The organism is Pseudoalteromonas sp. Xi13 (genome assembly GCF_003952205.1).
Taxonomy (GTDB): Bacteria; Pseudomonadota; Gammaproteobacteria; order Enterobacterales; family Alteromonadaceae; genus Pseudoalteromonas; species Pseudoalteromonas atlantica.
In genome coordinates, this window is sequence record NZ_CP034439.1 from 3,141,584 (window position 1) to 3,155,276 (window position 13,693).

The 13,693-nt window shown below is 42.4% G+C and carries 9 protein-coding genes; 5 read left to right on the top strand and 4 right to left on the bottom strand.

The genetic code is table 11. From position 1 onward, the window contains the following. Positions 1-46 precede the first annotated feature (46 nt). The 3 genes from EJ103_RS14145 to EJ103_RS14155 all read right to left on the bottom strand — a co-directional run bounded on the left by EJ103_RS14145 (position 47) and on the right by EJ103_RS14155 (position 5,506). Positions 47-1,288, bottom strand: a complete 1,242-nt coding sequence (locus EJ103_RS14145) for a DUF4147 domain-containing protein (protein ID WP_126008244.1) — start codon at positions 1,286-1,288, stop codon at positions 47-49. Between the two features lie 10 nt (positions 1,289-1,298). Next, positions 1,299-2,879, bottom strand: coding sequence for a sodium:solute symporter (locus EJ103_RS14150; RefSeq protein WP_054982291.1), 1,581 nt, complete (start codon positions 2,877-2,879; stop codon positions 1,299-1,301). Between the two features lie 185 nt (positions 2,880-3,064). Beyond that, positions 3,065-5,506, bottom strand: coding sequence for a TonB-dependent receptor (locus EJ103_RS14155; protein ID WP_126008246.1), 2,442 nt, complete (start codon positions 5,504-5,506; stop codon positions 3,065-3,067). A gap of 196 nt (positions 5,507-5,702) precedes the next feature. On the opposite strand from EJ103_RS14155, the gene EJ103_RS14160 reads away from it, so the two are divergent. From EJ103_RS14160 to EJ103_RS14175, 4 genes are all read left to right on the top strand, one after another. Then, on the top strand, positions 5,703-7,004 hold the full coding sequence (locus EJ103_RS14160) for a trehalase family glycosidase (protein WP_126008247.1): 1,302 nt from the start codon (positions 5,703-5,705) through the stop codon (positions 7,002-7,004). Positions 7,005-7,020: 16 nt separating this feature from the next. After that, positions 7,021-7,998 (top strand): carbohydrate kinase, encoded by a 978-nt coding sequence (locus EJ103_RS14165; protein ID WP_126008249.1) that lies wholly within the window; start codon positions 7,021-7,023, stop codon positions 7,996-7,998. Further along, positions 7,995-9,194: an AGE family epimerase/isomerase gene (locus EJ103_RS14170; RefSeq protein ID WP_126008251.1), complete on the top strand. Its 1,200-nt coding sequence runs from the start codon at positions 7,995-7,997 to the stop codon at positions 9,192-9,194. Before EJ103_RS14165 ends, EJ103_RS14170 begins: the two co-directional genes overlap by 4 nt. A gap of 235 nt (positions 9,195-9,429) precedes the next feature. Then, positions 9,430-10,704 (top strand): cytosine permease, encoded by a 1,275-nt coding sequence (locus EJ103_RS14175; protein ID WP_126008253.1) that lies wholly within the window; start codon positions 9,430-9,432, stop codon positions 10,702-10,704. A 55-nt stretch (positions 10,705-10,759) separates the two neighbouring features. Here the strand turns inward: EJ103_RS14175 and EJ103_RS14180 are convergent, their stop codons facing one another. After that, positions 10,760-11,278, bottom strand: a complete 519-nt coding sequence (locus tag EJ103_RS14180; protein WP_126008255.1) for an Lrp/AsnC family transcriptional regulator — start codon at positions 11,276-11,278, stop codon at positions 10,760-10,762. Positions 11,279-11,474: 196 nt separating this feature from the next. On the opposite strand from EJ103_RS14180, the gene EJ103_RS14185 reads away from it, so the two are divergent. Next, entirely contained in the window at positions 11,475-13,619 is a 2,145-nt protein-coding gene (locus tag EJ103_RS14185) for a TonB-dependent receptor (RefSeq protein ID WP_126008257.1), read from the top strand. The last annotated feature ends 74 nt before the right edge of the window (positions 13,620-13,693 follow it).

Genomic DNA, 13,693 nt, shown 5'->3' on the forward strand with positions numbered 1-13,693 from the left:
ACAAGGTTACGTTAAACCACTTTAAAGAACAAGTAGGCGAGCGCGCCTACTCAATCACTATCACTCTAAAATCGTTAACGTTAGTATTGGTTGGCCCAGTAATAATTAAATCATCAATGGCTTTAAAAAACTGATGGCTATTATGGCCTTCTAACTGAGCGTGTAAGTTTTCGCCAGCATCAAGTGCGCGCGCAATCGTGCTGCTATTTATATACGCACCGGCAACGTCTTTACTGCCATCTACACCATCGGTATCACAGGCTATGGCATAAATACCCGCCTCGGCGTTAAGCGCCTCAGCCAATGCCATTAAGTACTCTTGATTAGGGCCACCATCGCCATAAACATCGGCTACCGTTACTGTAAGCTCACCGCCAGAGAACAACATAACGCGCTTACCTTGCGCTTTTTGCTCAAGGGCAATTTTAGCATGTGCGCGGGCAACCTCTTTTGCCTCACCTTGAATGTCGTACCCCAGTACTTGCGTATCCCAGCCTTGGTGCCGTGCTACATCAATAGCACTGTCAATCGCGTGCTGGGCATTAGCCACAATAAAGTGTTTGCCTTGAGTATCAGCCTCGCGTGGTTGCTCAGGCTTTAATAAATACGCTTCAATTTCGTTAATAACCGGCCAGTTGTACTTTTGTAAAATAGCCAGCGCATCAGCTTTAGTGCTGTTATCGCTAATTGTGGGGCCTGATGCAATATCACTTGGCTTATCCCCTACTACATCCGAAATAATCAGCGTGACATAATCCGACTTAGCCGCTTGTGCTAACTTACCGCCTTTAACAAGCGAGAGCTGTTTGCGCACAACGTTAATTTCATCAACGCTTGCACCACTTTTAAGTAAAAACTGATTAAGCGCCTGCTTTTGCTCAAACGGTACATCATCTACCGGCAGACACATAAGCGACGAGCCGCCACCCGATATAATAAACAAAATAGGAATATCGGCCGGATTATTTTTTACAAGCGCCAATAACTCTTTACCTGCTGCTAAGCTGTTATCATCAGGCGTTGGGTGATTAGCACTAAGCACTTTAATACGCCCAGTGTCGCCGGCACTTTCGTAGCCATAACGTGTCACTACCGCACCAAAGCATTTGTCACCATAAAAACGGTTAACCTCTGCGGCCATTTCGGCGGCGGCCTTACCGGCGCCCACCACGCATAAGCCATTACTGGCATCTATATTTTCCAAGTACTTGCTCATACACGCACTCGGTTTACAGGCATTTACCGCCGTGGTAAATAAATCGATTAAAAATGACTTTTTAGAATCCATGGGTTAACGCTCACGAAAAAATTGATGGAATAGCAAGGCAAATTAATACCATCACAACAAACATGCTAAGCAGCATAACGATATCTTTACCGGTTAAAATTGAGTTTGAGATAGTCTCAGCGTTTTGCGCTTTAGCAACCTCGTTTACTTCGCGTGGAATCGCAATGCTTGTCGTAAGGGTAATCACCGCAGTGGCCACAAAGCCAATAAAGTTCCACCAAAACCAAAATACGTCTGGCGCAAATACCGACACCAACAAGTTAATTAACACACCACTAATTAAGCCTATGTTTGCATGCAGCGCAGCACTGCGCTTACTAACTACGGCAATTAAAAATACCGCCAGTATTGGGCCATAAAATAACGAGCCTACTTTGTTAATGGCTTCAATAATAGTTGGCGCTATATCACCAGCATAAAGCGATAAAATTAACGTAATTGCCCCCCAAATAAGCCCTAAGTATTTAGCCAGTTTTAAGTAGGTTGGTTGGTCTAGCTCTTTATTTGAAATACGGCTGTAGTCTTCAATACTTACCGCCGAAAGCGAGTTAATAGCAGAGCTAAGTGATGACATAGCCGCAGATAAAATAGCCACCACTAATAAACCAATTAAGCCATGTGGTAAGTAATCTAAAATAAAGATTGGCATCATCCAATCTGGGTTATCGGCTGGAATTTTGGCTAAAAACTCGGGGTTGCTCATAGCCAGTGTGCCTACAATTAAGCCCGACACACAATATAAAATAGTAATAGGAAAACGCACAACGCCGTTGGCTAAAATCATGTAGCGTAAGTTTTTAGGATCTTTTGCACTAAGTGCACGTTGCGCTTGTGTTTGGTCACACCCATAGTAAGAGGCGTAAAGCACCACACCACCAAAAATCATAGGTAAAAAGCCAAAACCATCGCCACTAAATCCAAACGAATCAAATTTTATGGCTTCTAATCGGCTCGAATCAACATTAGCAATAAAGGTATCAACCCCACCTAAGTGATAAAGTCCAAAGCCAATACAAGCAATAGTACCTAGTACAATGATGATCATTTGAATTGCATCACCATACACCACGGCTTTCATACCGCCTTGCAGTGAATATAACACCGTGATCACGCCGGTAAGCACAATGGCTTGCCATGCTTCTATGCCCATGGTGCCTTGGAGAATAAGCGATACCGCATAAATCATAATACCGGTGGCAAATGCGCGGCTAAACTGAAACACCACACTAATAAGCACACGGGTAGAACGACCAAAACGCATTTCTAAGTAATCATAAATACTTACAATGCCGCTTTTATAAAGCTTAGGTAAAATAGTCGCTAAAATTAAAATCATCGCAAGCGGTACACCTAACTCATACGAGAGCCATTGCATACCACCGCCTTCACGCAAACCAACAAATGCAGGAGCCGAAATAAAGCTAATAGCCGAAAGCTGAGTGGCCATTACCGACAAAGCTAAAGGTTTCCACCCTAAGCTTTTGCCTCCTAAAAAGTAATCACTTTTATTGGTTTGTTCGCGTAGCATAAACCCCATTACCAATAAGGCACCAAGGTAAAGAGCAACTATTGAAAAATCTAATATATTCATAATTATTTCGCGTATTCACATTAAGAAAACACAGCGCCTTCTCAAAAATAAAAAACTAAACAGCTACATGCTTACTTCTAAAACAGTCCCTAAAAACAAGCCTATCGCTAACTTAGCTGAAAAATGCATCACAATGCAAAAAGCCTATTAACCCCAAAACAGGTTAATAGGCGTAAAGCATTTATTTAAAAGTCGTATTTGACTCTAAATGTAACGCGTCGTGGGAGAATTGGACGGCCTACAAAGTAAGGATTGTCTGACGTTTGGCTATTACCTAAACGCGGCGAGCCTTCGGTAACACCATCAGAGTCAAACAAATTAAATACCCCTACGCTTAAACGTACGGTTTGCTCTGGGGCGATTTGCCAGTTATAACCCGCATCAAATCTAAACAAGTGGAATGAATCAAGCTCTACAGAGTTTGCATCGTTAGCAAAGTTTTTACCTGTAAAGTTATGATACAAAGCAGCATCCCAATTATCTGCGGTGTAGCTTATAGAAGAGTTAAATAATACTTTTGGTTTACGACGTAACTCGTTACCAATAATAGAAGGGTCTGAGTCAAACTCAGTAAATTCGTGGTCAGTGTAGGTCATGTTGGCATCAACCGCCCACTCGTCGGTAATATCGTAGCGACCAGTAAGCTCCACACCCGTTGCTTTGGTTGATTGCATAACAGGCAGCTCTAATACGCCACCGTTGCCATCGTTAACAAAGTCTACGCTGCGTCTGTCTTTTAAGTCGGTTCTAAATAACGCGATGCTACCGCTAAAGTCGTTATCAAAAAACTTAATACCAAGCTCGCCTTGTTCAACAATTTCGGCTTCGTAGCTGGCAGGCTCACCTAAATCGTTAAACTGAATCCCTCTAATTTCTGGGAAGAAAAACCCGCGAGATGCATTCGCGTATACGTTTAAGTTATCGGTTAAGCGGTATAACGCTGCACCCGATACTGCAAATTCAGAGGTGTCTACTTCGCCGTAAGTCATTACACCACTGCCTGTGGTGTTTACCTGTAAATTAGGCGCAAGTGATGGATTATCAGAAATTTGTACAACTTGGCTGCCTTCACGGCTAATTTTGCCGTCAATTTCTTCATAACGAACACCAAAGTCGATAATCCAATCATCGCTTTCCATTTGGTCCGCTACATAAAGCGCACGACGGGTAGCGCTAATTGTTTGGTTGGTGTAAGAAATACCTGGGCCACTAATACCATTTTGTGTGTACTGAACAACATCACCATCGGCATTGGTGTACGTTAAATCAACCAGCTCTGGGTTATTGTTAAATTCCCCTAAGTAGGTCGTAATAACGTTATCGTCATCGGCTTCACTGTGAGAGAAAAACGTACCTACGGTAATATCGTGGCTAAAATCGCCAACAAAAATACTTTTAACAATATTAAATTCGGCAGAAAAATCCTCTGCTGGGCGGTCTCTATCTAAAATACGGTTAGCAAATAATAAGTCATCGCTTGCCAGTGCCTGCCCCGATGCAGTGTAAGTAAACGCTGCATCGCTTACATCACCTAAGCCACGGTTAGCTAAAAACTCTTCTTGGCTCTCAGGTACATTAATAATACCGTCGCCATCTAAAAATAAATTAAATTCGTGTTGGTACTTTGCGTATTTACTGCGCATGTTAATAGCAAAATCGTTAGCGAGCTCTTTTTCAAATACGACCGAGATTGAGCCGCCTTTAGTTACCACCCCATCGCTAATTGGCGATTCATAGCGACCATTGGCAGTATCGTAAGAGAGGTTAGACACATTAGCAGTTTGTAATGACTCCACTTCGCGTCCATCGTTACCAGTTAAGCGTTCGCGGCTATCGCCATCAAGCGGAATAGGCAGGTAAAACTGTGCTTGGTCGTCAATGTATTGGCCATACACCGTAAATGAGCCAGAGCCGTCATCAAATTCTTTACGAATATTACCGCGCAGCTGAGTGCCTTTAGTCTCAAGCCCTGTATCTAACGGACCCTCATCGTAACGGTAAAAGCCCGACAGCGCATAATAAAGGCCATCTTCGTTAAGCGGCCCGCTTGTGGCAAAATCTAAACGGGTACGGCCCTGATCAGAAAGCTCCATTTGCACAGTACTTTGCGGATCATCGCTGCCCGTTTTAGAAATATAGTTAATAATACCCGCTACAGAGCCTTGACCAAATAAGTTAGACACACCGCCACGCACAAACTCTACACGCTCAATACCTAAGTCGTTTCGGTAGTACACATCAAACGCCGATGAGTTTAAGCCAAAAACACTCAAACTAGGTGAACCGTCGTACGACAGTGGCGTAAACTGAAACTGACCCGATGAAGGTAAGCCTCTTACTTGTAGGTTTGTTCCAACCTCACCACCGCCCCCTTCTACTTTAATGCCTGGGATATAACGTAATACATCTGCTTGGCTGCTTGATGAAAGCTTTATTAATTCATCTTCGCTAATAGAGGTTACTGACTGTGGGGTATCTGAAATAACGCGTCCTTTGCTGGTACCAGAGACGATAATACGTTCAACGTTATTTTCTTTTTTTGCTGTATCTGGCGCAGTCTCTTCTGCGGCAAACGCGCCTTGTGTGAGGCATAAAGATACAATAGAGGCGATCGTAGTTTTATTCACGGGTATTCTCCAATTGTGCTAGTTGTCTGTGTGTAATTACTTAGAGTGTGGCTAAGTAAGTGCGAAATAATCAAGTATACATGTTAGTTTTTTGTTACTTCGAACAGGATTTAAGCACAGAAAAAAAACATTTACAACCCATAATGAGTGCTTTAATATTATCCAAATCGAAAATAACACACAAAGAGCACCCAATATGACTACTACAATCAACGGTAAACTTGATGCAGCCACAGCGGCATCGCTTACAGAACTTGCTACTAAAACACTTATAGCAAACGATTTAGGTGGCTATACCGTCCCTACGCATGGCCTTTACCCGTTTCAGTGGAACTGGGATTCAGCGATTACAGCCCTAGGGTGGATGAAGTCTGACGAGAGCCGTGCGTGGCAAGAAATTGATGTGTTATTTTCAGGCCAGTGGGATGACGGCATGGTGCCACATATCTTATTTCATAAAGACTCAACTACCTACTTCCCTGGCCCAGATGTGTGGGGCTCTGATAAAAAAATTAAAAGTACGTCTATTTCGCAGCCACCGGTTGTGGCAACAGTAATGAAAGAAATGCTTGCTAGCGCACAAGATAAAACCCTTGCAGAGCAAAAAGTTAAAGCATTATTTTCTCAAGTTGTTGATTACCATTTATGGTGGTACAACGACCGCGATCCTGAAAAAACAGGCTTAGTGGTCACTTATCATCCGTGGGAATCGGGTATGGATAACAGCCCATCGTGGGATGATGCCCTTGAAGCTGTACCAGGTGTTGATTGGGAATACACCCGCCGCGACACCAGCCATGTTGATTCGTCGCAGCGCCCGCATAAAAGCGAGTATGACCGTTTCTTATACCTAGTAGACTTTTTTAAACGTAACAATTTTGATAGCAAAGTAATTTACGAAACCTGCCCGTACAAAATGAACGACCTAGGTATTATTGCTATTTTGCACCGTGCGACAAAAGATTTACTCAAAATGGGTGAACAGCTCGGTTTAAACGATGCACGTACCGATTATTTAGCACAGCGTCTAGAACTAACTCAAACAGCAATTAACACGTTATGGTGCGAGCAAAGCGAATACTTTTACTGTAAAAATGTGTTAACCAACAGCCTAGCTAAAGTTAAAACGTCGGCGGCACTACTAACCGTTTATGCTGGTTTAACAACTGACGAGCAAACGCGTATTATTAATACCGCGACAGAAGATTTTATTGAGTCGAGTCAATTTAGTGTGGCATCTACCCACCCTAAAGAAGAAAAATACGAGCCACAGCGTTACTGGCGCGGCCCTATTTGGTTACACATTAACTGGATGATAGCCATCGGCCTTAAAGAAGCAGGGTTTGTGACCACGGCAGATAAAATTCAGGACGACACGCGCGATTTAGTGCTTAAATCGGGTTACTACGAATATTTTAACCCAGAAACAGGCGCTGGCTGTGGTGGTAAAGATTTCTCATGGACAGCCGCTATTGCGCTGCATTGGCTACTTGATTAATAACTAAGGCAGCATTATGAAACACACAATATGTTTTGGTGAAGTATTGGTTGATTTACTCTCTGATAAATTAAGCCAAAACAACAGCGAGCTCGAAGCGTTTACTAAGTTTGCAGGCGGTGCGCCTGCAAACGTAAGCGTAGCTATTGCAAAGCTAGGTGGTAACGCCTACTTTGCTGGCATGCTAAGCACCGACAGCTTTGGTGATTTTTTACATAACGCCTTAAAAGAGCAAGGCGTAAAAACCGACTTTATGCGCTTTACCGACCAAGCAAAAACCGCCCTTGCGTTTGTATCACTTGATAAGGACGGCGACCGTACGTTTGAGTTTTACCGCGATAACACCGCCGATCTGCACTTTACTAATAGTGACTTTAGCAGTGAATGGTTTGAGCAATGCGATATTTTTCATATTTGCTCAAATACCTTAACCGACGAGCGCATACGTAAAACCACCGCGTATGGGGTGGAATTTGCCAAGCAAAATAACTCAATTGTCAGTTTTGATATTAACTTACGCCTCAACTTATGGCCTAGTAATGCTAACCCGCGTGAACACATTTTACCCTTACTAAAGCACTGCTCTATTATTAAAGCCTCTAAAGAAGAGCTTGAATACTTAGCGGGTGAGCAAACGGGTGAAGAATTTATAGCCGACACTCTCAATAATGGCTGTGAGTTATTTGTGGTTACCGATGCAGGCAACCCGATGCATTGGTATACCAAAAATGCCAAGCAAACGCTTCACCCTAAAAAGGTTACTATGGTTGATGCCACCGCCGCAGGAGATGCGTTTGTAGGTGGATTGCTGTATCAACTAGGCTTACAAAACCTCACACCTAGCTCTTTTAGTAAGCTTTGCGACAACCCCGAAACACTAACAACTATTTTTGAATTTGCTTCGTTATGTGGTGCTCATGCAGCATCTTACAAAGGGGCATTTACGTCTCTTCCTAACGAAAAATCGCTTAACGATTTTAGGAGCGCACTATGAGCCACACACCTGATAACTTTAAAAGCCGCGAATTTTTAACACAACATATTGCCGATACGCTGGCGTTTTATGAGCCAAAAATAGACGACGAACACGGCGGTTTTTACCAAAACTTTTCGGATAATGGTGAGGTATTTGATAAGCAAACTCGCCACTTAGTAAGCTCTACTCGGTTTGTATTTAACTATGCACGTGCGTACCAAACCTTTAATGACGAAAAGTACCTAAACCGCGTTAAATCGGGTATTGAGTTTATTCGTAAGCACCACTTTGTTGAGCAAACAGGCGGTTACAATTGGTTATTAAGTGTTGAGCAAGGTAACGCCACTGTACTTGATGATACCAACCACTGCTATGGCTTTGCGTTCGTGATTTTAGCCTACAGTTGGGCATACCGTGTAGGTGTTACAGAGGCACGCGAATACCTAAACGATACATTTCAAACAATGGAAACGCATTTTTGGGATGCAAAAGCGGGTTTATATAAAGATCAGCACAACAGTGACTTTACTAAGTGCGATCCGTATCGCGGGCAAAACGCCAATATGCATACGTGCGAAGCTCTTATTGCCGCTTATGAAGCCACTCAAGATGAGCTATTTTTAAATCGTGCGCTCACACTGGCTGATAACATGGTGAATCGCCAAGCTAATTTAATGGGTGGGCTTATTTGGGAGCACTACGATATAAATTGGCAGGTTGATTTAGAGTACAACAAAGACGACCCTAAAAATTTGTTTCGCCCGTGGGGTTTTCAGCCAGGTCACCAAACTGAGTGGTCAAAGCTACTAATGTTTTTAAATAAGCATAAGCCACAAACTTGGCTTGTAGAGCGCGCTCAAGCGTTATTTGATAATTCAATAGACGTTGCGTGGGATAAACAACACGGCGGTATTTGTTACGGATTTGCGCCAGATAAAAGCATATGTGATGACGACAAGTACTTTTGGGTGCAAGCCGAAACACTGTGCTGTGCGGCTTACCTTTATGAAACCACAGGGGATGAAAAATACCAGCAGTGGTATGACAAGATTTGGCAGTACTCGTGGCAGCACTTAGTTGATCATCAATACGGTGCGTGGTTTAGAATTTTAACCGTAGATAACAAAAAAATAGATACCATGAAAAGCCCAATTGGTAAAACGGATTACCATACTATGGGTGCCTGCTTTGACGTGTTGGCGTTATTAAAATAACCCAATAAGGTAAAACATTTAATTGTGTTGTGTAGACCTTTAAACCGCCTTTTGGCGGTTTTTTTTGCCTAAATAGTTACGCCTTTAACCCCCTAAAAATAATCACCACAAAATATAATTTTGTGCACCCCCTACTTTTTAAACCTCATATTTTGAATAAACACCTAATAATAAAAAATTTTGCACGCCAGCGGCGTATAGTAATATAAAAGATAATAAAAAAGAGAAACAGGCAATGCCAAACGGGAACGACCCCCACACTATTAATAGCAACGAACTTGTTGCCTGGCCGCGCATTGCAGCCATAGCCGCTATGCTCAGCTTTTCGCTGCCCACTTTTATCACCGGCCTAGAAATACATCAAAGTTCAAGTGTGAGTAATACACTGTGGGCGTTAGTTATTGGCTCACTTATATTAACCCTTATTGGTGGGGCTATGGGCACCATAGGTGTAAAAAGCCGCTTAAGCTCTTATTTATTGGTAAAAATAGCGTTTGGTAATGCTGGCGCGGGCATTGTTAATATTGCTTTTGCTTTATCATTAATTGGCTGGTTTGGCGTAAATATTGATTTGTTTTCTAATGCCGTAGTGCGCTTACTCAGTGCAGAATTTAATATTATTATGCCCGAATGGCCCATCGATATAGTCGCAGGTTGCGCCATGCTCATAACCACACTGTATGGGTTTAAAGCCATTAATGTGCTGGCCTCTATCATGATCCCTATTTTGGCTGCGGTCACCGCTATGATGCTTTTTGGCGCGCTCGATAGTATGCCACTGGTCGATTTTATTAATTTAGAAAAATCAGCAGCGCTTTCTCTTGAAGATGGTGTAGCTGCTATTGTTGGCGGCGTTATTATTGGCGCAATAATATTGCCCGACATAACCCGTTTTTCTAAGCAAAAACGTGGCGGCGTGTACACCTCGTTTATTGCGTATATGATTATTGAGCTTTTGGTTATTTTTGTGGCTGTGTTTGCCGCAGCCGCCATGCAAGAAACCGAAATATTAAGCTTAATGCTTGCGCTTAATTTAGGGTTTTCAGCGTTTTTTATTGTGATAGCAGGCAGCTGGATTTTAAATTCGTTAAACCTGTACAGTACCGCTCTTAGCGTAGAGGCTACCTTCCCGCATTGGCATAAAAAGTGGGTTATTGTGTTATTAGGTTTGGTGGGAATTGGCGCAGCCTTTATAAATATTTTAGATATGTTTATAAGCTTTTTAGCGTTTTTGTCTGATATTTTTGTACCGGTAGCGGGCGTAATTATTGTTGATGCACTGTTTATTAAACCCCATGCTTATAACGCAGCGGCTTTGGCAAATAACGCTAACTTTTCACTTCCCGCATTTAGCGCATGGTTTGTAGGCGCGGCATATGCGGTGTGTAATGGCACTTTATTTAACGTATCAATGAGCGGTATTACCGTGATTGACGCCATTATATTAACGGCCGTTATTTATACCCTGTTTGCAAAAGCCATTGCGCCCAAACCGGTTATTCAGCAATAACTTTAAACAATAAAAAGGCGCATAAAGCGCCTTTTTATTAATCTAAATTAGGGAGCTACTCTTCGTCGTCTACTTTCATTTCGTCTCGCCATTTAAGTTTTTCCAGCGGGTAGCCTAAAAAGAACTTAGCGCGCTCAAGCACTATGCGTGTAGTCAGCTTTTTAATTGCATACTGTGAGCTGCCGGTTAGCCTGTCGCACATTGCATTAAGCGCTTGAATATCGGCAAAACAACAAAAAGAAATATAATCAATATCGCCACTTAATTGCATGCAATCCATTATTTCGGGAATCTTGTGTATGTCAGCTAAAAACTTACGCCGCGCTGCTAGGTTATTGTCCTCTAGGGTAAATTCCATATAGGCAAACACGTGCTCACAAATTTGCTCTAAATTTATATCAGCATGAAAGGTTCTAAAATATCCCGCCTCTTTTAATGCTTTTACTCGCTGAAAACATGCACTGGGCGACAAGTTAACTTGCTCGGCCAATTCAACGTTTGTTAAATCGGCAGTTAGGTGCAGAATTGCCAGTATCTTTTGATTATACCTGTCTATTTTTATCGTTTTTTTCATAACCGGTTTCACATTTAATAATAATTAATTTTGTAAATTTAAGGTCAACAAATACATAAAATTACGCGCTTAAGCGTTATTTTCAGCAATTTGTGTGTGCTGTATTAAGGGTTTACAAAATATTATTTTGTCTGAAAAAGCGACAATGTTTATCACTAAGTAACATCACCATGATAGTCACATTAGGACATAGAACATGAGCAGATACAACAAAATACGCTTTCGTAAAACACTATTAGCATCGGCAGTTACCCTGTCGTGCATAAACTATGTGCATGCGCAAGAACAACAACAAACAGTAACTGACACTATAGAGAAAATTTCGGTGATATCGCGCGGGCGTGTTGAGTCGATACAAAACGTGCCCGACTCTGTTACCGCATTTAGCGCCGAGACAATCGAAAAATCACGTATTACTAACTTTCGTGATGTTGCTAATTTAACTCCCAACTTATCGCAGCTCGATAATTTTAGGCCTGGCCTTGCCCGTATTACTATTCGTGGCTTAATTACACCGCAGGTGGGCGATCCGCCATTAGCGTTTGTAGTTGATGGTGTTACCGCCCCCGATTTAGAGTTTATAAACCAAGATCTAGTTGATATTGAACGTATTGAAGTTATGCGTGGTGCACAAGGCGCACTGTATGGCCGCGGCGCCATTGGTGGTGCGGTTATTGTGACAACTAAAAAACCCATTGAAGACTTTGAAGGTAAAATTAAAGGCTCAATAGGTAATGGCAACACGTATAATTTGAATGCGGTTGTATCGGGTTCGCTTAACGATGAAAACACCGCTTATTTTAGAGCCGGTGGTTACATTAAAGATACCGACGGACTGATTAAAAATACCTACACAGGCGATTACGCCGACCCGTTAAAAGAGCAATCGGTTTTTTCACAGTTAGAGTTTGAGCTAAGCGAAGACACCTCAATAAATCTTAAAGGTAAATACACCTCAAGCGAAGCTGGGTTTGCTTACTACCAAGGGGTGAGCGATGACACCATTGAAGACTTTTCAATTAATACCTCACAAAATATTATTAACCAAGATGAGCGTGATGTATATGAGCTAAGCGCCAAGCTAACCCAACATTACGATTTAGGTAAATTTGAGTTTGTAACCGCGTACAGCAATTCAGAAAACGAGCACTTTTACGATGGCGACTACTCTGCCGATGCCACCTTTATTGACGAAGATGGCTTTTTTAGAGCCCCATTTGGTACTGAAGGGTTATACGATATTGAATCGTTAACGGTAGAGTCGCGGTTTATATCCCAGTCGGATCAAGAGTTTAGATGGTCAGTGTCGGCGTTTTATCAACAGCGCGACCGCGATACTGCGGTATTATTTTACGATGATTTTACCGATGCCGAAATTTTAACGCGTGCAGATTTTGCCAACGACGAGCCCTACCTTTCAATTATCGATAATAACAGCAGCGATGCATGGGCACTTGCTGGGCAGTTTAACTACGATATAAACGAGCAGTTAGAGCTCACCGGTGCGATGCGTTACGATCACGATACTCGCGAGTCGTTCGACCCAACCAATAAAGACGCCACTTACGCTAAAAAATCGTTTAGCCAATTACAGCCTAAAGTTACCTTAGCGTACCAAATGAATGACGACCTACTGCTTTACACCGGCTACTCGCGTGGTTTTAGAAGTGGGGGCTTTAACGAGCCGGCCGACGGTATTAGCCGCACCTTTGATAAAGAAATTTCTGACAGCTACGAAATAGGCTTTAAAACCGCTTTGTTTAATAACAAAGTTACCCTTAATGGCGCCGCGTTTATTATTGAGCAAGACGATGCGCAATTTACCCAATTTAATATAGATACCTTCACCCTTGAAAACCTCTCTATTGACGAAGTACAAACCAAAGGCTTAGAGCTTGAAGCCGCCTTTGCTGCCACCAGCAATTTAAGTATTAACCTCAGTGCAGGTATTGTTGATTCAGAAATTAAACGCTTTGCACTGCGCCCAGAACTGGCTGGCAGGCCACAATTTTGGGTGCCTGAGTATAACTACGGGCTGTCGGCAAATCATAACTTAGCACTCAACGGAGAATGGTCACTGTTCTCGCGCGCTGAGCTATTAATTGAAGGCCCTAAAACATTCAGTATTGATATTCCTGATGTTGAGTCGTCGCGTTATACCTACCTAAATGCCGGTGTAGGGCTCAAATCAGAGCAGTGGAGCGTTCAAGTTTACGTAGACAACCTGACGGATGAGCGCGCTATTGAAGATATTTTTCTACTGGCAGATGGGGTTACAGACTTAGTGCGCCAACCTAATAAGCCTCGTAGTTACGGTATAGAGCTCAGTTACCAATTTTAATTTTTTCACCTTTACAGCAGGTATTTTTTTAATACCTGCTGTTTTTATACCAATCCGCTTAATTAAGTGATCTA

Bases quoted from the DNA above. Each gene is read 5' to 3' on its own strand.
- EJ103_RS14145 (WP_126008244.1), bottom strand. From the start codon at position 1,288: ATGGATTCTAAAAAGTCATTTTTAATCGATTTATTTACCACGGCGGTA.
- EJ103_RS14150 (WP_054982291.1), bottom strand. From the start codon at position 2,879: ATGAATATATTAGATTTTTCAATAGTTGCTCTTTACCTTGGTGCCTTA.
- EJ103_RS14160 (WP_126008247.1), top strand. From the start codon at position 5,703: ATGACTACTACAATCAACGGTAAACTTGATGCAGCCACAGCGGCATCG.
- EJ103_RS14165 (WP_126008249.1), top strand. From the start codon at position 7,021: ATGAAACACACAATATGTTTTGGTGAAGTATTGGTTGATTTACTCTCT.
- EJ103_RS14170 (WP_126008251.1), top strand. From the start codon at position 7,995: ATGAGCCACACACCTGATAACTTTAAAAGCCGCGAATTTTTAACACAA.
- EJ103_RS14175 (WP_126008253.1), top strand. From the start codon at position 9,430: ATGCCAAACGGGAACGACCCCCACACTATTAATAGCAACGAACTTGTT.
- EJ103_RS14180 (WP_126008255.1), bottom strand. From the start codon at position 11,278: ATGAAAAAAACGATAAAAATAGACAGGTATAATCAAAAGATACTGGCA.
- EJ103_RS14185 (WP_126008257.1), top strand. From the start codon at position 11,475: ATGAGCAGATACAACAAAATACGCTTTCGTAAAACACTATTAGCATCG.